Raw genomic sequence first — 18,424 nt, forward strand, 5'->3', positions numbered from 1 at the left:
TTAAAAAGCCCGCCTGCGTCAAGCAGGCGGGCTTTTTATTTTGCTGCGGAGTATCGCGCGCTCAGTGCGGCGGAATCATCCACGTGAAGACGTTCTGCTGGAGCCAGACGAGCAGGCCGAGCAGCACCGTCATCAGGATCGAATGCTTGAAGGTGCGTGCGAAGACGTGGCCTTCCTTGCCCTTGAGCTCGGTGGTTGCGACGCCCGTCGCGATGTTCTGCGGCGAGATCATCTTGCCCATCACGCCGCCCGACGAGTTGGTCGCCGCCATCAGCACGGGATTGAGGTTGAGCTGCTGCGCGGCCACCACCTGCAGGTTGCCGAACAGCGCGTTGCCCGAGGTGTCGCTGCCCGAGAGGAACACGGCGACCCAGCCGAGGAACGCGGACACCAGCGGGAAGAACGCGCCCACCGACGCCACGCCGAGCCCGAGCGTGTAGGTGAGGCCCGAGTAGTTCATCAGAAACGCGAGCCCGACGATGGTCGCCACCGTGAGAATGGCGATGCGCGTCTGCACCCACGTGTCGACGATCGCGCCGCCGAAGTCGGCGGGTTTAAGCCGCACGACGAAGGCCGTGATGATCGCCGCCACGAGGATCGCGGTGCCCGTGGCGAGCGGCTGGAAGTCCCAGATCGCGCCGTACGGCGTCTTGTAGAGCGTGATGAAGACGGCCTTGTCGAGACCCGGCCACGGCACTTTCACGTCGCCGATCGCGAACACCTTCGCCACGGTCCAGAGAATCACCACGACGGCCACGATGATCCACGGATACCAGCCTTGCGCGCCCGAGACGGCGCCGCGCACTTCCTTCGCGCGGTCGACCTTGATCTCGAAGGCGGGATCGGGCGCGGGTTTCCAGACGCGCAGAAACACGATGGTCAGGATCAGCGAAACGAGCGACGACAGCACGTCGGTCAGGCTGTAGTTGATGAAGTTCGCGGTGACGAACTGCGTGATCGCGAAACTGCCGCCCGAGACCAGCAGCACCGGCCAGATGCGCAGCATGCCGCCCACGCCCGCGTAGATCGCGATCACGTAGAACGGCAGCAGCAGGGCGAAGAACGGCAACTGGCGGCCGACCATCTGGCCGAGCACGTCGGCGGGCAGATGCGTGACCGCGCCGAGCACGGTGATCGGCACGCCGAGCGCGCCGAACGCCACCGGCGCGGTGTTGAAGATCAGCGTGAAAGTGAGCGCTTCGAGCGTCGGGAAGCCGAGCATGATGAGCAGCGAACTCGTGATCGCGATCGGCGTGCCGAAGCCCGAAATGCCTTCGAACAGCGCGCCGAACGAGAATCCCACCACGACGAGCACGATGCGCCGGTCGTTCGGCAGATTGTCGAGCAGCCACATGCGGAATGCCGCGAAGCGGCCCGAGCGCAGCGCGATGTTGTAGAGCAGGATGGCCGTGACCACGATCCACATGACCGGCCACAGCGCGAACACCACGCCGTTGAGCACCGCGCTCACCGCCAGATTGACCGGGAACTGCCAGCCCGCGATGGCCACGATCAGCCCGACGACGAGGCCCGCGAGCGAAGCCTGCCACGCGGGGCGGCGCGCCCAGCCGAGCAGGACGAGCACCACGGCGATCGGCAACACCGCCACGATGAACGACAAGAGCAGCGAGTTGCCGATGGGTGTCAACAGCTGATGAAACATGACGTCTCCTTTGTGCTGGTTCGTATCGGCGCATCGATGCGTGGGCGCACGGCGTGCCGGGCGTGGCGTCGGCGGGGCGGACGGCGCGCGGCGGCTTGCGTCGTCGAGAAGGAGGGCGATGTAGTTAAGGCAGTGCTTCAATCCCCGGTGCCCCTAAGCAGGATAGAAAATGGGCGCGGAGCGTCAAGGAGGGAAAGTACGGTCGTGCGCGGGCCGGGCGCGCGGGAGGGGCAGCGGTTCGAGTGCGGATGCGATGCCGCGCGATCAGCGATGCCAGTGTCCGCCGCCGCCCCAGTAGCCGAAGCCGAACGAGATCGACGGCGCGCCCCAGCCCCATGCGGGATACGAATAGTAGGCGGGCCAGGCCGGATAAGCCGGATAGTACGCAGGCCAGACCGGCCACACGGGCGCGGCGACGACGACCGGCGGCGTGGCCGTGAGCGAACCGGGATACTGCGCGTCGGGAATCGCGGCGGGCGCGGGGTTGGGCGCCGCGGTCCAGGTCGATTGTGCCGATTGCTGCGTTGGATAAGCCGACGTTTCCTGCTGCGTGCCGGCGGCGGGCACCGCGCCGGCGTAGTACGGCGAGTAGGACGAGTAGGGCGCGTAGCCGTATGGCGCGTAGTAGTAGCAGCCCGAGAGCGCGAGCAGCGCGACGGCCGCGCCTGCCGAAGCGGCGCGCTTCGCATATCGCGCAGACGTGGATGCGCGGCAAGCCGACACAGACGAAGACAGCATCGATACAAACGCAAACGGGTATTGCATGACGGGCTCCGAGGCGCGGCGCGGATCGCGGCGTAGTCGATCGAGCTTACTCGCGTTGCCGTCGCGGCGTATTGCCCACGCGTAACGGCATATTGCGGGCAAGGGCACCGACGCAATGGCGCGGCTCAAAAACAGGCGCGGCGCATGTCCCAAGGAACCATGCGCCGCGCATCCTCTCTGAAACCGGGCTGGCCGGCGATCTGCCTGTCGGGGTTGTCGACGTTGTCGTTATGCTTCGCGCAGACCGCGGGTTACTTGCCGACCTGATTGCCGATGATGCCGCCCACCGCCGCGCCGCCCACCGTCGACAGCGCGCTGCCGCCGATCACGGCGCCCGCGGCGCCGCCGACACCCGCGCCGATGGCGGTGTCGCGATCGCGTCGGGACATGTTGTCACAAGCAGTCAGACTGCCGAGCACGGCGACCAGCGTGGCGGCCGTGAGTAGGATGCGGGGACGGACGAGCGCGTTCATTGTCGACTCCTTGAAATCGGATACGCGATGCGGATCTCGCCGCCTATCGCAGGCCCGATTCGCACCTCCAGTACACCCATCCTAGCCACACGCCGCGTATCAGGGTGTGTGCGCTTGTCAGCGAGTTGTCGGAGTCGTTAAAAAATGTATCGGCGCGCCGCACGACGATCGTCGTGACGATTTTCATCGTGCGGCGCAGCGAAAAACCGCTTCGCTTACTGGCGCTGATAAATCTCCGCGCCTTGCTTGACGAACTCGACGGCCTTCACTTCCATGCCTTTTTTCAGGGCTTCGTCGTCGCTCATGCCTTGCTTCGCCGCGAAGTCGCGCACGTCCTGCGTGATCTTCATCGAGCAGAAGTGCGGGCCGCACATCGAGCAGAAGTGCGCGACCTTGGCCGAGTCCTTCGGCAGCGTTTCGTCGTGGAATTCACGCGCCTTGTCCGGATCGAGGCCGAGGTTGAACTGGTCTTCCCAGCGGAACTCGAAACGCGCCTTCGAGAGCGCGTTGTCGCGCACCTGCGCGCCCGGATGACCCTTCGCGAGATCGGCCGCGTGCGCCGCGAGCTTGTACGTGATGATGCCTTCCTTCACGTCGTCCTTGTTCGGCAGGCCGAGGTGTTCCTTCGGCGTGACGTAGCAGAGCATCGCCGTGCCGAACCAGCCGATCATCGCCGCGCCGATGCCCGAAGTGATGTGATCGTAGCCCGGCGCGATGTCGGTGGTCAGCGGCCCGAGCGTGTAGAACGGCGCTTCCTTGCACCAGTCGAGCTGGAGATCCATGTTCTCCTTGATGAGCTGCATCGGCACGTGGCCGGGGCCTTCGATCATCACCTGCACGTCGTGCTTCCACGCGATCTGCGTGAGTTCGCCGAGCGTCTTCAGTTCGCCGAGCTGCGCTTCGTCGTTGGCGTCGTAGATCGAGCCGGGACGCAGGCCGTCGCCGAGCGAGAAGCTCACGTCGTAGGCCTTCATGATTTCGCAGATCTCTTCGAAATGCTCGTAAATGAAGGATTCCTTATGGTGCGCGAGGCACCACTTGGCCATGATCGAACCGCCGCGCGAGACGATGCCCGTCATGCGGTTGGCCGTGAGCGGCACGTATTGCAGACGCACGCCCGCGTGAATCGTGAAGTAGTCGACGCCTTGCTCGGCCTGCTCGATCAGCGTGTCGCGGAACATTTCCCACGTGAGGTCTTCAGCCTTGCCGTTGACCTTTTCGAGCGCCTGATAGATCGGCACCGTGCCGATCGGCACCGGCGAATTGCGGATGATCCACTCGCGCGTTTCATGAATGTGCTTGCCGGTCGACAGATCCATGACCGTGTCGCCGCCCCAGCGGATCGCCCACGTCATCTTGTCGACTTCCTCGCCGATCGACGACGTGACCGCCGAGTTGCCGATGTTCGCGTTGATCTTCACGAGGAAGTTGCGGCCGATGATCATCGGTTCGCTTTCCGGGTGGTTGATGTTCGCGGGGATGATCGCGCGGCCGCGTGCGATCTCGTCGCGCACGAATTCAGGCGTGATTTCCTTGAGCGCGTCGGCGCCGAACGCCGCTGCGCCGAACGCCTGGCCCGGATGCTGGCGGCCCATCATCGCCGCGAGCTTTGCGCCGTTCGGGCCGCTCGACTTGAGGCTTTCGAGGTACTCGGCGCGACGCTGGTTTTCGCGGATCGCGATGTACTCCATTTCGGGCGTGATGATGCCCTGACGCGCGTAGTGCATCTGCGTGACGTTCTTGCCGGCCTGGGCGCGGCGCGGCGTGCGGTGCAGGCCCGGGAAACGCAGTTCGGCCGTGGCCGGATCGGCGGCGCGCTCGCGGCCGTAGTCGGAGGAGAGGCCCGGCAGCGCTTCAGTGTCGCCGCGCTTTTCGATCCACGACTGGCGCAGCGCAGGCAGACCCGCGCGAATGTCGATCTTCGCTTCGGGATCGGTGTACGGACCCGAGGTGTCGTAGACGTAGACCGGCGGATTCTTCTCGCCGCCGAAGCCCGTGGGCGTGTCGGCTTGCGTGATCTCGCGCATCGGCACGCGGATGTCGGGCTGCGAGCCGGTGACGTAGATCTTGCGGGAATTGGGCAGCGGCGCGATCGCGGCTTCGTCGACGTGCGCGTTGGCGGAAATGAATTTGGGATTCGCGTTCATGCGTCTCTCTCTCCATGAAGCAGTGGGGGAACAACGGCTTAGCAGGAGACGAAACGGAACGTGGACGGACTTCGCTTTGATGGATGAAGCAAGGCGATGGTGCTGCGAAGTCCGGACGCTTCCCTGCGCTGGCATTATCCAGATCAGGTTCAAAGGGTATTTCTCACCCGCGAAATACGCAGCTTGAGCATTCGTATGAATGGTTCGAAGCGGCGCATGACGCAGGACCCCCGCGTAAGCAGGCCAAACGATACACCGCGCTGCGACGATCTGGCAAGCGCGAATTCGCGCGCGATGTGGCAGGCGCGGCGCGTTTCGCGCGCGCGCTCATATAGCGATGCGCGCGGATTTCGCTTTGTTGGGGAGGGAGGAAAAGTGGTGGAAGAACCGCGAAGCCACGGCGCAAAGCGGCGCGTGCTTCGGGTGAAAGCTGCGCGTTACTAGAGCGATTAGAGCGATTAGAGCGAAAAATCGTCGGCGGCTTCGGGCTGAAACAGGATGCGATCGATCTTGAGCGTTTCGACGGCGCCGCTCGGCGGCGTGAAGCGCACGGTGTCGCCGCGCTTCGCGCCGAGCAGCGCAAGGCCCGCCGGCGAGAACACGTTCAGGCGTCCGGCTTCGACATTCGCGCCCGCCGGATAAACGACCGTGAAAGTCACCGGCTCGCCCGAGCGCTCGCTCACGAGCGTGACCTGCGAATTCATGGTGACGACGTTCGAGGCGACCTTGTGCGCATCGACGATCTCGGCGCGCTCGAGCAGTTCGTCGAGCATGGCCTGGCGCGCCGGGGCGGCGCCAGGTTCGGCGGCGCATTTTTCGAGGCGGGCGAGATCGAGTTCGGTCAGATAACGGATTTTCTTGGACATGGCGGTTCTCCCGGCAATCCGGAAAAGTGAAAGGGATGAGGTGAGGGATCGTCGGCCCGGAGCCTGGCCGAACGGCTCCGGAAGCGGAGGGTGGTTCAGCGCGGGCGCCGGGCGGCGGCTTGCGGGGCGTGGTAGCCGGTGGACTGGCCGGGTTGGCGTGGGCGTCGTCGAGCCAGTGAGCGGGCCGAGGGGCGCTCTGCCGAATGCGCCGCCCGTGCGCGCACGACCGCGCCGCGCAACGGGCGCGGCGGCGGGCAAACGGCGAGGATCGGGGGCGATTGGCGCATCAGTATCGACGAAGCAAAAAAGTGGACGAAAAATCGTCTGAAAGTAAATCGAAAGGATGTGTCATCCTAGCACGGTCTCGAAAATCGGGGGCGAGGGCGGCCGGATCGACGCTGCGTTTCGCCCGGATCGGGACACCGTTGCGCGCACGCAGCGCCCCCACGCATAAAGGCGCTGCGCGGCGTCCGCAATGAAGCACGTTGTTGCATAATGCGTGGCGCCCGTCCGAGCTTTCAATCGTGTTTCGGGCGCGTTCAGCTTCGCCCTCATCGGCACGCTCTCTCGCACTTTCGCTCCGCTCTCCGCCTCCATCATGCCGTCGCGCTTTGCTCGTCCCGTCCCACGTCCGGCGGGATGCCCGTGCTTCGTCCGTTCCCCTTTCAGCGCCGCCACGGAGCATTGACGATGCTGCCCCGTTTGCCTTCCGGCCAGACTGCTTTGTCGCTCGCACAAGGGCTCCTTCTCGGTCTCCTTCAAGCGTTGATACGGGCGGGCGCCTGGTGCTGGCGCAGTGCGCGCGCCCTGCGCCTGCCGCAGACGCGCAGCGGTCGCGTCGCGCTGTCGCTCGCGGTCGTCTACTTCGTCTGGGGCTCGACCTATCTCGGCGTGCACGTCGCGCTCGGCTCGTTTCCGCCGCTCTTGCTCTCGGGCCTGCGCAACCTGCTGGCGGGCATCGGTCTGTTCGTATTCGCGATGCGGCGACGCCCCGTCATGCCCACGCTCGCGCAGGTGCGTAACGCGGGTGTCGTCGGCACGCTGCTGGTCGGGCTGTCGAGCGGCATGCTCGCGTACGGCATGCGCACGGTCGGCACCGGCACGGCGGCCGTGATGGTCGCGACCGTTCCCTTGTTCGCCACGCTGATCGCAGCGGCTGCGGGCCGGCGTGTCGCGAAAGGCGAATGGGCGGCGGTCGCGCTCGGTCTCGTCGGCATCGCCATTCTGAGTCACGGCGGCGGCGCGAGCGGCACGGCAGGCGGGTCGCTCGCGATTCTCGGCGGCGCGCTGTTCTGGGCAGTGGGCGCGCATCTGGCGGGACGGCTCGAATTGCCGTCCGATCTCTTCATCGCCACGGCCTTGCAGATCGGCCTCGGCGGTGCGATCTCGACGCTGGTCGCGTGGATCACCGGCGAGCGCATGGGCACGCTGCACTTCCTGCCGTTCGTCGCCTTCGTTTATCTGATGCTGATCGGCACGATGGCCGCGTATGTCGCGTATGGCTATCTGATTCGCCAGACAAGTCCGCTCGTGGCGAGCAGCTGCATGTACGTGAATCCGGTGGTGGCGGTGGCGCTGGGCGCGGTGATGCTGGGCGAGCCGATCACCACGGGGACGATCGTCGCGACGGTGCTGATTCTCGGCAGCGTCGGACTCTCGTTTTTCTTCGACGACAGGCGCCGGACAAGCTGATTCGATCTGCGATTCACGCAGATTGTCCGGATTGCCAGGTGATGGCCAGGTACTGGATTTTCTTCTTGATTCGCCGCAAAACGATGAAAAACGGCGCGCACAGCGCAGCCGTTTTTCACCGAGGCCCGCCGCTTACTTCGCCTGCTCGGCGGTGTTCGAAATGGCGTGACCACCTGAAGAAATATCCTGGCCAGCGCCCGCCACGGTGTTGCAGGCGGCCAGTGCCGCAGCCGACGCGGCAACGAGAAGCAAGGCAATCAGGCGTTTCATGAGGGATTCCTCCACGATTAAGGGAATCCTCCTCCAGCACGCGGCGTGCCTGACGCCGTTTCTCTCCCTCCCGATTCTGCTTCGAGCCCTTGTTTCAAGGGCTATTTGCGATTTTTCCGCCAGATTGTCCGCGTGCTCGGGACCGCTGCTTGCGCATAGCGAATTGCCACATCAGCCGCATCCAGGGGAAAAACGGGAGAACGACGCCATGCTTCATTACGCCATCGTCTTTTTCGTGATCGCGCTCATTGCCGCCGTGTTCGGCTTCACCGGCATTGCGGCGGGCGCGGCGGAAATCGCCAAGATCCTGTTTTACGTCTTCCTCGTCGTGTTCGTCGTCACGCTGCTGCTCGGCGTGCTGCGCGGCTAGCGGCCGGTAGTCGCCGTCCGCGACCGCGCGCGAACCCAAGTCAGCCTGCCAACCGTTCGAAGGAGAGTCAGATGTCGAAGTCACACGCTTCGTTTGAGATCGATCTGAAACGCGTGCGCGAAGATGCGCGACGCAATCTGGAGCAAGGCCCGGTCACGCCGGGCTACGGCGCGGACCGCGAAACCGTGCTCAAGCTGCTCAACGATTCGCTCGCCACCGAGCTTGTTTGCGTGCTGCGCTACAAGCGGCACTACTTCATGGCGAAGGGGATCGAATCGGAATCGGTGGCGGCCGAGTTTCTCGAGCACGCGACCGAGGAAGAACAGCACGCGGACATGCTCGCCGCGCGCATCGTGCAGCTTGGCGGCGAGCCGGATTTTTCGCCCGCGCACCTCGTCGAGCATTCGCATTCCGAGTACAAGGAGGGCAAGGACCTGCACGACATGATTCGCGAGAATCTGATCGCCGAGCGCATTGCGATCGAGAGTTATCGCGCGATCATTCATTACCTCGGCGACAGCGACACCACCACGCGGCGCATTTTCGAGGAGATTCTCGCCGTCGAGGAAGAGCATGCCGACGACATGACCGATCTGCTCGATTCGGGCAAATAGGCGTGTCGGCGGCGGGATTTGCCGTGACGGTCAGGAAGTCTGCGCGCTCGCGTTCACGCGCGGGCGCGTGGCGAAATGCACCCACGCGGCCAGCGCCGTGAAGCCGAGTCCCGCCACGCACACGCCGACCCAGCCGAACGCATGCCACGTCGCGGCGCCCACGGCCGAACCGGTCGCGCCGCCGATGAAATAGCAGACCATGAACACGGTGTTCACGCGGCTGCGCGCTTCGGGCCGCAGTGCGTAGATGCGCGACTGATTCGAAATCTGCGCGGCCTGCACGCCGACGTCGAGCACCACGACGCCGATCACCAGACCGATCAGGCTTTTGCCCGAGAACGCGAAGATCACGAACGCGAGCGCCATCAGCGCGATCGACATCGTGATGACCGCACGCGGTCCGCGTTTGTCCGCCGAGCGTCCGGCCCACGGCGCGGCCAGCGCGCCCGCCGCGCCGACGATGCCGAACAGCCCCGCGACCTGCGGCCCGAGATGGAACGGCTCGCCCGCGAGCAGCAGCGTGAGCACGGGCCAGAACAGGCTGAACGCGGCGAACAGGCAGGCGCCCGTCGCCGACGCCTCGCGCAGTCCGCGTAATTCCACCGCCAGATGCCACATCGAGCCGAGCAGCTTGCCGTAGCTCAGCGTCGACGTCGGCCGGCTCTTCGGCAATTTCTTGATGATGACGACGGCGAGACAGAGCAGCACCACGATCGACGCGCCGAACACCGAGCGCCAGCCGAAATACTGGCCGACGAAACCGGCGGCGGTCCGCGCAAGCAGAATGCCGATCAGCAAGCCGCTCATGACGGTGCCGACGGCGTGGCCACGCCCTTCGGGCGGCGCGAGTTCGGCGGCGAACGGCACGGCTTGCTGCGCGATGGTCGAGAGCACGCCCATGGCGAGGCTCGCGCCAATCAGCACGGGCAGCGTGGGCGCGGTCGTGGCGACGAGCAGCGCGCAGCAGAGCAGCGCGGTCTGCATCAGGATGATGCGGCGGCGGTCGAAGCGGTCGCCGAGCGGCGCGAGCAGCAGCATGCCGGCGGCGTAGCCGAGCTGCGTCGCGGCGGGCACCGCGCCGATCCATGCCGCGCCGCCCGGGAAGGCCTGGCGGAAGTCGTCGAGCAGCGGCTGGTTGTAATAGATGTTCGCGACCGAAATGCCCGCGATGGTCGCGAGCAAAAGCAGGAGGCCGCGCAACGACCGGCTGTCGCCGGCGGTAGCGGATTCGGATGTGGGCATGGGCGCTGGGTCGGCCGTTCGCGGCGGAACGGCCCGATACGTAAAGGGCAGCCCGGCGCGGGGCCGGGCGTGCCGATCATACCGGAGCGCGGGGGTTTCTGCTGGCGCCGCTCCGTCGCTGCGGATGCCGTTGCGCGCGAGCCTGACGATGGTCAGACACCGCTCAGGCGATCAATTCGCCCGACGGTTCGTGAAACGGATACGGGCCGTCCGAGGGCTCCACATAAGCGTGATGCGTGACGATGCCGCGCGCGGCGTCGTAGCGGTGCAGCGCGAAGGCGGGCGGTTCGAGCGTGAACGAGGAGGGTGCATCGGCCGCGAGATCGAGCGTGACCTGATGCGCGGGCGCGGGCACCGCGCTGGCGATGGTGCCGCCGAAGCGCACGAACATCGGCCGGTGCACATGGCCGCAGAGCACGCGCTCCACGTTCGGATGCTGCGCGATCAGCGCTTCGAGCGCGCGCGCGGCGGGCTCGTCGAGACGGATCGCATCCATATGCGCGATGCCGCAATCGAACGGCGGATGATGGAGCGCGACGATCACCGGACGCCCGCGCGCCGCGTCGAGTTGCTGCGCGAGCCAGCCCAGCCGCGCCTCGCAGAGCGTGCCGCCGCTGCGGCCCGGCTGCATCGAATCGAGCGCGATCACGCGCAGCGCACCGAGATCGACGACGTATTGCACGAAATCGCCGGGCGCGCGCGCCTGCAGTTCGGCGCGTTCGCCGAACACCTCGCGCAAGCCCTCGCGTCCGTCGTGATTGCCGATCAACAGCCAGTAGGGAATCGCCAGCGTGTCGAGCAGCGTTTTCAGATGCCGATACTCGTCGGCGCTGCCGCAATCGACCAGATCGCCGGTGATGAGCACCGCGTCGGGACGCGGCGCGAGCGCGTTGAGCCGCGCAATCGTGCGCGCGAATTGCGCGGCGGTATCGACGCGCCGGTACGCGAGCGCGCCCGGCGGCTTGATGTGCAGATCGCTGATCTGGGCGAGCAGCATGTTGACCTCGATTGTAAAAGTTACGCGAGCGCGATCAGCGCTTCCGGTGCGATGGCGATGCCCACGGGCGTGCCGCGCGCGAGTTCGATGCGGCCCGCCACGTCGATGAACAGCGCATCGGGCGCGGCGCCGCCGATCGTCAGGCGCGTGCGTTCGCCGAGAAACGTCGCTTGCTCGATCGTGCCGCGCAGCGCGGCGGCGGCGGGATCGGCGAGCGTGGCGTCTTCGGGGCGGAAAAAGAGTTCGTTCGCGCCGCTGCGGCTGTTGCCCGGCGCGCGGACCGCGCCGCCCGTGGTGCAGAGCATGCCGTCGCGCCACTCGCCCGCGAGGCGATTGAGCGTGCCGATGAACTGCGCCACCGCGCGGCTCGCGGGTCGGTAATAGATGTCGCGCGGCGTGCCGATCTGCTCGATGCGGCCATGGCTCATCACGACGATGCGGTCGCCGAGTTCCATCGCTTCGGCCTGGTCGTGCGTGACGTAGACGGTCGTCACGCCCAGCTCGCGCAGCAGCGTGTTCATTTCGCCGCGCAGCGTGTCGCGCAGACGCGCGTCGAGCGCGGTCAGCGGTTCGTCGAGCAGCAGCACGCGCGGGCGCGGCGCGAGCGCACGCGCTAGCGCGACACGCTGGCGCTGGCCGCCGGAAAGCTGCGAAACGGGTTTGTCGGCGTGCGCTTCGAGACGCATCATCGTGAGCAGGGCGTCGACACGTTCGCGCGCGTCCGCGCCGCTCACGCGCTGAATCTTCAGACCGTAGCCGATATTCCCGCGCACGTTGAGGTTCGGAAACAGCGCGTAATTCTGGAACACCATGCCGACCTTGCGGCGCTCGATGGGCAGGGCCGTGACGTCGTCGTCGCCGAACGCCACGCGGCCGCCCGCGTCGGGCGTCTCGAGGCCGGCGATCAGACGCAGCGTCGTGGTCTTGCCGCAGCCCGACGGGCCGAGCAGCACGAGCGTCTCGCCCGCGCCGATGCTCAGGTCGAGCGGCTCCAGCACGCGCGTGCCGCGAAACGTTTTCGCGCACTGCGTGAGCGTGATCGGCATCGAGTCGAGTTTCATTGCGGGCTTCATTCGGCTTCCTCAGTATGAGCGGCTTGCGCGGCGGCGGCGCGCTTCGTCTGGGCGCCCGTCGCCTCCACGCCGAGCCACTGCATCGCCACCAGCAGCGGCATCGTCATGATGAAAAACAGGATCGTGTACGCGCTGCCGACTTCGATGCGCAGCGACGCGTAGGTATCGGCGAGACCGACGGGCAGCGTCTTGGTGTCGGGCGTGTGCAGCATCCACGTCAGGTTGAATTCGCCGATCGAGAGCGTGAGCACCGCGAGCGCGCCCGCCACGATGCCGGGCCGCGCGTTCGGCAGCACGATCGTCATGAAGCGCTGCACGAAGTTCGCGCCGAGGCTCGCCGCGCCTTCTTCGAGCGTGCGCAGATCGCCGGAGGCGCACACGGCCGCCACCGGCCGCACCATGAACGGCAGCGTGAACACCACGTGCCCGACCACGATGAAGGCCGCGCTCATGCGGAACGCGGAGAAACCGCCGTAGACCACCAGCAGCGCGAGCGCCGAGGCGAGGCCGGGCAGCGCGACGGGCATCACGAGCAACTCTTCGATCACGCGCGAGAGACGCGTGCGGCTGCGCGCGAGCGCATAACCGGCGGGCACGCCCGCGACGAGCGTGACGGCGAGCGTCGCGGCCGCGACTTCGAGCGAGAGAAACACGGAGTCGTGATACTGCGTCCAGACCTGGTCGAGCCAGCGCAGCGTGAGGCCGCTCGCCACGCCGCGAAAATAGTTGACGGTGAGGCCCGCGAGAATCGACATCACGACCGGCACCACGAGGAAGGCGCAGGTGGCGAGCGTGATGGCCCATTGCGCGGCGGCGAGCCACGCGCGCGCGCCGGGCCAGACGAGGCGTTTGCGGCGCGCGGCGGGCGGCAGGGACGGAGAAGAGGAAGAGGACGTGGCGATCGTATTCATGCTTCGTTCGGATGACGTCGAGGATGCGGCGGTGTCGAGGGTGGCGCGGCTCACGCCGTTGCCGCCACCGAGGCGCCCGTCAGGCTGCGCGCGAGCGTGAGCACGGCCCACGTCACCGCGCCGAGCACGATCGACAGACCGGCCGCCGTCACCATGTTCGCGTTGAGCGTGAACTCGGTGTAGATGGTCATCGGCAGCACGTCGATGTCGGTGGCGAGCGTGAAGGCGGTGCCGAAGGCGCCCATCGCGGTGGCGAAGCACACGGCGCCCGCCGCGATCAGGCCGGGCGCGAGCGCGGGCAGGATCACGTCGCGCATGACGCGCCACGGCGACGCGCCGAGCGAGCGCGCGGCTTCTTCGAGCGAGGCGTCGAGCTGGCCCGCGACCGCCATCACCGTGACGATCACGCGCGGAATCGAGAAGTACAGATAGCCCGCGAACAGGCCGGCCATCGAATAGGCGAACACCCAGCGTTCGCCGGTGAAGCGCAGCGCGAGCGCGCCGATCAGGCCCTGGCGTCCCGCGAGCATGATCACCATGAAGCCGACCACCACGCCTGGAAACGCGAGCGGAAACGTGAGCAGGGCGACCAGCGCGCGTCGGCCCGCGAAACGGCGGCGCGCGAGCAGGAGGCCGCAGATCGTCGAGATCGCGAGCGTCGCGGCCGTGACGGCGGCGGAGAGCAGCACCGTCGCGAGCAGCGCGCTCATGTAGTGGCCGTTGCTGAGCAGTGCGGTGTAGGTGGCGAACAGATGGCCGTCGGCGCTGACCTGGACGAGCGCCACCATCGGCAGCAGCCAGAACGCGAGGAAGATCGCGAGCGCGGGCGCGATGAGCGCCACGCGCCAGCGCAGGGGAAACGTGAGATCGTGCATGGCGAAACGAAAGTGGACGAACGTGGCGGGTGTGGCGAACTCAGCGCGCGCTCAGTGCATGACTTGCAGATAACGCTCGCCGAAGCTCTGCTGCTGCGCGGCCATCTTCGCGAAATCGACCGGTTTGGCGCGCGCGTAATCGCTCGCGGGCAGGAACTTCGCGGCGGCTTCCGGCGACAGCGCGTTGGCGCGCACGGGACGCAGATACGCGTTGGCCCAAAGCTTCTGGCCTTCGTCGGAGAGCACGAAATCCAGCACTTTCTTGCCGTTGTCGGCGTGCGGCGCGTGCTTCACGAGGCTCATCACATAGGGCACGGAGATCGTGCCTTCCTTCGGAATCACGAACTCCACATTGGCGTGATCCTTGTACTTCGCGCGATAGGCGTCGAAGTCGTAGTCGAGCAGGATCGGAATCTCGCCCGACAGCACGCGCGCGTAGGCGGTCTGCTTCGGCACGATCGGCTGGTTCGCCTTGAGCTTGCTGAACCATTCGATAGCGGGCTGGAAGTTGTCGAGCGTGCCGCCGAGCGCGAGATTCACGGCGACGGCGCCCGCATAGCCGACGAAGGCGCTCGACGGATCGAGGTAGCCGATCATGCCTTTGTACTCGGGCTTGAGCAGGTCCGCCCACGAGCGCGGCACCGGCTTGCCGTCGAGCGCGTCCTTGTTGACGAAAAAGCCGAGCGTGCCCGAGTGGATCGCGAACCAGTAGCCTTGCGGGTCTTTCAGGTTGGCCGGAATGTCGTCCCAGTGCGCGGGCTTGTACGGCGCGATCACGCCTTTGTCCTTCGCCTGGAACGCGGACGACACGCCGAGATACACCACGTCGGCGACCGGGCTTTTCTGCTCGGCCATCAACTGCGCGATCGACTGGCCCGAGTTCTTGTTGTCGAACGGCACGCGGATGCCGGTCTTGCGCTGGATCGCCTGGATCTGGCTGGCCCAGTCGGCCCATTCGGGCGGGCAGTTGTAGCAGATCGCGGTGGCGTCGGCGTGCGCGAGCGTCGGCGCGGCGAGGCCCGCCGCCGCGAACGAGAGCGCGAGGCCGAACATGGCGGCGCCGCGGCGCGCGAGGGCGGCGAGCGGATGGCGGAAGGCGAGTCGGTGAGTCACGTCGGGGCTCCGGATCGGATGGGCATTGTGGCGCGCAGGTGGGCGCGGCCCGTTGTGTCGTGGGCGAGAAGGGGGCAGGCGGCGAGGCCGGGTAAAAATCGATGCGCGAAGCGGCTATGAAGCGGCTATGAAGCGACTACGGCGCGCTTACGACGCGATGCTGCTGCGTGCGCGCTGTGCGGAACCCGCATGCGCCACGCTGGCGATGGCCGCGATCGTGCCGCCTTCGCGCAGCGTGTGCGGCAGCGCGAGGCCGAGCGACGGACCCGAGTACTCGCCGCCGATGCGCGCCATCAGACGCTGCCACGCCGAACGGCCGATCTCGCCGTTGGGCGTGCCGATGCTCGCGAGCGGCGGCGCGAGCAGCTCGCTGACCGCGAGGCCGTCGAAGCCGAGGATCGACATGTCCTGCGGCACGCGCATGCGCGCGCGGCGCAGGCCGCGCATCACCACCATCGCCAGCAGATCGTTGCTGCAGAAGAGGGCGGTGGGGCGCTGCGGGCCGGTCGTCAGATGCGCGAGCACCGACGGCGCGAGTTCCGCCGCGTTGAAATCGATTTCGAGCGCGGGTGCGGGCGTGAGACCCGCTTGCTGCATCGCCTGCGCGTAGCCGGCGTGACGCTGGCGCGCGCGGTCGGAGGCGGCGAGCGTGCCCGCGAGCATCAGGATGCGCCGATGACCGTGGGCGATCAGCGTGCGCACGCCGTCGAAAGCGGCCTGGTGGTTATCGACGGACACCGACGGGCGGCGCTTGGTGTCGTTGTGCATGAGCACGTAGAGCGGGCCGTCGGCGTCGAGTTCGTCGAGGAGCGGGTGCGTATCCGCGTCGGCGACCGTCAGGATCAGGCCCTCGACGCGTTGCGCGCGCAACGTTTCGATCGCGTGGCGCTCGCGCTGCGCGTCGTATTGCGTCGTCATCAGCATGAGGCGGAAGCCTTGCGCGGACGCCAGCTCGTCGATGCCCTGCAGACATTCCGCGAAGACCGGATTGGCGAGCGTCGGCAGCACCACGCCGATCAGACGCGTGCGTTCGCCGCGCAACTGGCGCCCGAGCGGGCTGGGGCTGAACTTGAGCGCGTCGATGGCTTCGCGCACGCGGGCGAGCGTGACCGGATTGACCGTGTGCGGCGCGTTGATCGCCCGCGACACGGTGGCGATCGAAAATCCTGCGTGTGCGGCGACATCTTTGATGGTTGACGTCATGCGGCTGGCCCCGGGCGATGTAAACGTTTTCGACGGGGCCGATTATGAGAAACGCGTATGACGGAGCGATGACGGAGAGGCGCTTGGGAGGGGCGCGGTGCAATGGTAGAATCGCGTCCGCCCTGCCGGGGTGATGAAATTGGTAAACATAGCGGACTTAAAATAATTTGAGTGCCCAGCCGGAAACGGCCGGTGCAGAACCCCTCAAATTCGGCGAATCCCCTGGGGCCCGCGGGCACCGAGGCAACGCCGAGCCAAGCCGGCTGACGCAGCATGCGTCGGCGCGGAAGGTGTAGAGACTAGACGGGGGGCGCCTAAAGTTGGCGCGGCGTGTTACGCGAAAGCGGCACGCGGCACGGCGATGGTGAAGGCATAGTCCAGCGCACGAACGCCCGCCTCGATGAGCGGGTGGCGTCGAAAGACGTAGTGTGACGAAAATCCGCCGCCTCACGGCTTGCCGGTTCGAGTCCGGTCCCCGGCACCAGATGTTGCTGTTCTTCCAGCGCCTACCGCTGGAATCATGAAACCCGCGATAGCGTCACGCTTCGCGGGTTTTTTGTTGCGCGCGCGGGAAACCGGCAGCGGGAATGTGGGGACGCGGAGTAACGCGCTAAACGGCAGAAAAGGGCGCGATCAAGCGGGTGCGAGCAATCGGTCCTGACGCTTCGCGATGCCTACGTAGCGACGCCGATAACGGCGCAATCGCGAACGCGTCAACCGCGCGAAAACAGCGCGACTTCCCGGCAAGCGACGCCAGGCGGACGATGCCGTTGCGCGATCAGCGGCTGCCGATCTGGCCGGTTCGCGGATTCACGAGCCGTGCAAAGCCGAACAAGGCAGCGATGGCGACCGGCGACGCGATGAAGAAAGCGGTAAGCATGATACGAGTTAAGACAAACCGTAACAAAGTGTTAAGTAAGTGTACCTCGGGCATGCGGTTTGAATATCAGGGAGAACGACAACAAACTGTTGCGCGACGGCAAGGTCGCTAAGAAAAAACCTTCTGCTTACCGGCGGAAAGGCTTGTGGAGCGGGGCGTTGGGGGTGGAGCGGGGAGAGATCAGATGCAGTCGAAGATTACTTCTACTGTCTGCGAGGTGACGCCGCGCAAGCCTTCGCTATGGACCTGGATGGCGTGCATTTCCTTCTTGCGCTTGTGGCAATAGGCTTGCGCTTCCTTGAGGCTGGCGCTGCGCACATGATTCCAGGAGACGAAATCCCAGCGCGCGCGGCTCGTGACCGAAAGGTGGCCGTCCTGTCTCGAATTCACGCCGGTGACGGACGTGCACGCCGTCAGCATGCCGATTCCAAGCAGCAGGACCCTTCCTTTCATGAATTCCCTCCGGATTGCGCACCATTGTCGCTGCCAGGTGCGCGCATTGGCAACCCGAAAGAAAGGTTCGCTAACCTGCGGCTTCTGCGCAGGCCGATGGGCGTCGTTTATCACGTCGCCGCAGGGTGCGCGTGAGTGCGCGAATGCGGTGAGCAGCAAGGCAGTCGGCGGGAAATGGCGATGCCGGACGGTATCGGCGGCATATCGGCGGCGGGCCGGACTGGAGCGGACAGCTACGCCTGAGCGCAGCGCGCGGACGGGCCACAATTTCACGAAACGTTTCGCGCAGGGCGAACGGGCGCACGGAGCGCGCCCTCAGGCACACAGCCGGCCGGCCGTGCCGCCAGGCCCTTCCGGCGGAACCCGGCCAGCGATCCAGGCGAGGCTTCAGTCGTGCGCGACGACGTTGCCGACCTGCGCCTCACCGGACACGAGGCAGGACGAGAGGAAGTTTTCCCCCTGGCTGCGCGCCCCGAGGGTCGTGAAACCGCGCGCGAGCGCTTCGAGGCGCACGAGTTCGGAACCCTTCGCGCAGCTGACCGAACTGCCCTCGTGCGCCTGCACGCGAGTCAGAATCCGGTTCCCGAGAAGGAGTGCGAGGACGATGACGATGCCAACATTGAATGCTTGTCTCATGATTTCATCTCCTAGTGCAATCAGACTAGCGCAGCCTTACGCCGGACGAATCCAGGAGTTTCCCGGCGATGCACTGCAACACATGCGGCGTGCGAAAAGCCCTGTAAATGCAGGGTGATTAATGATTCGGCATCCTGCTGTTGCTGCGTGCTGTCCGGTGCGCCTTGGTGGGCGCGGAACC

At 66.3% G+C, this 18,424-nt stretch carries 18 protein-coding genes and 1 riboswitch; of the genes, 3 read left to right on the plus strand and 15 right to left on the minus strand.

Annotated elements, in window-relative coordinates; translation table 11 throughout:
- Window positions 1–61 precede the first annotated feature (61 nt).
- From BMY06_RS17645 to BMY06_RS17665, 5 genes are all read right to left on the minus strand, one after another.
- Window positions 62–1,663, minus strand: a complete 1,602-nt coding sequence (locus tag BMY06_RS17645; protein WP_065060322.1) for an L-lactate permease — start codon at window positions 1,661–1,663, stop codon at window positions 62–64.
- A 264-nt stretch (window positions 1,664–1,927) separates the two neighbouring features.
- On the minus strand, window positions 1,928–2,428 hold the full coding sequence (locus BMY06_RS17650) for a hypothetical protein (protein WP_237181348.1): 501 nt from the start codon (window positions 2,426–2,428) through the stop codon (window positions 1,928–1,930).
- Between the two features lie 251 nt (window positions 2,429–2,679).
- On the minus strand, window positions 2,680–2,901 hold the full coding sequence (locus BMY06_RS17655) for a glycine zipper 2TM domain-containing protein (RefSeq protein WP_065060320.1): 222 nt from the start codon (window positions 2,899–2,901) through the stop codon (window positions 2,680–2,682).
- A gap of 215 nt (window positions 2,902–3,116) precedes the next feature.
- Window positions 3,117–5,048 carry a phosphomethylpyrimidine synthase ThiC gene (gene thiC / locus BMY06_RS17660; protein WP_065060319.1) on the minus strand — a complete coding sequence of 644 codons (1,932 nt, stop codon included), beginning with the start codon at window positions 5,046–5,048 and terminating at the stop codon, window positions 3,117–3,119.
- 102 nt (window positions 5,049–5,150) lie between these two features.
- A riboswitch (TPP riboswitch) is annotated at window positions 5,151–5,290 on the minus strand.
- 216 nt (window positions 5,291–5,506) lie between these two features.
- Entirely contained in the window at window positions 5,507–5,914 is a 408-nt protein-coding gene (locus BMY06_RS17665) for a GreA/GreB family elongation factor (protein WP_065060318.1), read from the minus strand.
- 690 nt (window positions 5,915–6,604) lie between these two features.
- On the opposite strand from BMY06_RS17665, the gene BMY06_RS17670 reads away from it, so the two are divergent.
- Window positions 6,605–7,606, plus strand: coding sequence for an EamA family transporter (locus BMY06_RS17670; protein ID WP_080180065.1), 1,002 nt, complete (start codon window positions 6,605–6,607; stop codon window positions 7,604–7,606).
- Window positions 7,607–7,738: 132 nt separating this feature from the next.
- Here the strand turns inward: BMY06_RS17670 and BMY06_RS17675 are convergent, their stop codons facing one another.
- Entirely contained in the window at window positions 7,739–7,876 is a 138-nt protein-coding gene (locus tag BMY06_RS17675; protein ID WP_074984383.1) for an entericidin A/B family lipoprotein, read from the minus strand.
- Between the two features lie 208 nt (window positions 7,877–8,084).
- On the opposite strand from BMY06_RS17675, the gene BMY06_RS17680 reads away from it, so the two are divergent.
- A complete protein-coding gene (locus BMY06_RS17680) occupies window positions 8,085–8,246 on the plus strand; it encodes a DUF1328 family protein (protein ID WP_065060314.1) in 162 nt (53 codons plus the stop codon).
- Window positions 8,247–8,317: 71 nt separating this feature from the next.
- Window positions 8,318–8,860 carry a ferritin-like domain-containing protein gene (locus tag BMY06_RS17685; RefSeq protein WP_065060313.1) on the plus strand — a complete coding sequence of 181 codons (543 nt, stop codon included), beginning with the start codon at window positions 8,318–8,320 and terminating at the stop codon, window positions 8,858–8,860.
- Window positions 8,861–8,890: 30 nt separating this feature from the next.
- Here BMY06_RS17685 and BMY06_RS17690 read toward each other — a convergent pair whose 3' ends face one another.
- The 9 genes from BMY06_RS17690 to BMY06_RS17730 form a co-directional block, all read right to left on the minus strand.
- The gene (locus tag BMY06_RS17690; RefSeq protein WP_074984384.1) at window positions 8,891–10,102 is read right to left on the minus strand and encodes an MFS transporter; all 1,212 of its coding nucleotides are present in this window, start codon (window positions 10,100–10,102) and stop codon (window positions 8,891–8,893) included.
- A gap of 163 nt (window positions 10,103–10,265) precedes the next feature.
- Complete coding sequence (locus BMY06_RS17695) at window positions 10,266–11,099, minus strand: phosphodiesterase (RefSeq protein ID WP_074984386.1); 834 nt, start codon at window positions 11,097–11,099, stop codon at window positions 10,266–10,268.
- 20 nt (window positions 11,100–11,119) lie between these two features.
- On the minus strand, window positions 11,120–12,160 hold the full coding sequence (locus tag BMY06_RS17700; RefSeq protein WP_074984388.1) for an ABC transporter ATP-binding protein: 1,041 nt from the start codon (window positions 12,158–12,160) through the stop codon (window positions 11,120–11,122).
- A gap of 8 nt (window positions 12,161–12,168) precedes the next feature.
- Complete coding sequence (locus BMY06_RS17705; protein ID WP_074984389.1) at window positions 12,169–13,083, minus strand: ABC transporter permease; 915 nt, start codon at window positions 13,081–13,083, stop codon at window positions 12,169–12,171.
- A 50-nt stretch (window positions 13,084–13,133) separates the two neighbouring features.
- Entirely contained in the window at window positions 13,134–13,958 is an 825-nt protein-coding gene (locus BMY06_RS17710) for an ABC transporter permease (protein WP_065060308.1), read from the minus strand.
- A 51-nt stretch (window positions 13,959–14,009) separates the two neighbouring features.
- Window positions 14,010–15,011: an ABC transporter substrate-binding protein gene (locus tag BMY06_RS17715; RefSeq protein WP_074984572.1), complete on the minus strand. Its 1,002-nt coding sequence runs from the start codon at window positions 15,009–15,011 to the stop codon at window positions 14,010–14,012.
- 207 nt (window positions 15,012–15,218) lie between these two features.
- On the minus strand, window positions 15,219–16,274 hold the full coding sequence (locus tag BMY06_RS17720; RefSeq protein WP_065060307.1) for a substrate-binding domain-containing protein: 1,056 nt from the start codon (window positions 16,272–16,274) through the stop codon (window positions 15,219–15,221).
- Between the two features lie 1,060 nt (window positions 16,275–17,334).
- The gene (locus BMY06_RS17725; RefSeq protein WP_065060377.1) at window positions 17,335–17,607 is read right to left on the minus strand and encodes a hypothetical protein; all 273 of its coding nucleotides are present in this window, start codon (window positions 17,605–17,607) and stop codon (window positions 17,335–17,337) included.
- Between the two features lie 387 nt (window positions 17,608–17,994).
- Window positions 17,995–18,243 carry a hypothetical protein gene (locus BMY06_RS17730; protein WP_065060306.1) on the minus strand — a complete coding sequence of 83 codons (249 nt, stop codon included), beginning with the start codon at window positions 18,241–18,243 and terminating at the stop codon, window positions 17,995–17,997.
- Between the last annotated feature and the right edge of the window lie 181 nt (window positions 18,244–18,424).

Origin of the sequence: Paraburkholderia tropica, from assembly GCF_900109265.1 — a bacterium.
GTDB classification, from domain to species: Bacteria; Pseudomonadota; Gammaproteobacteria; order Burkholderiales; family Burkholderiaceae; genus Paraburkholderia; species Paraburkholderia tropica.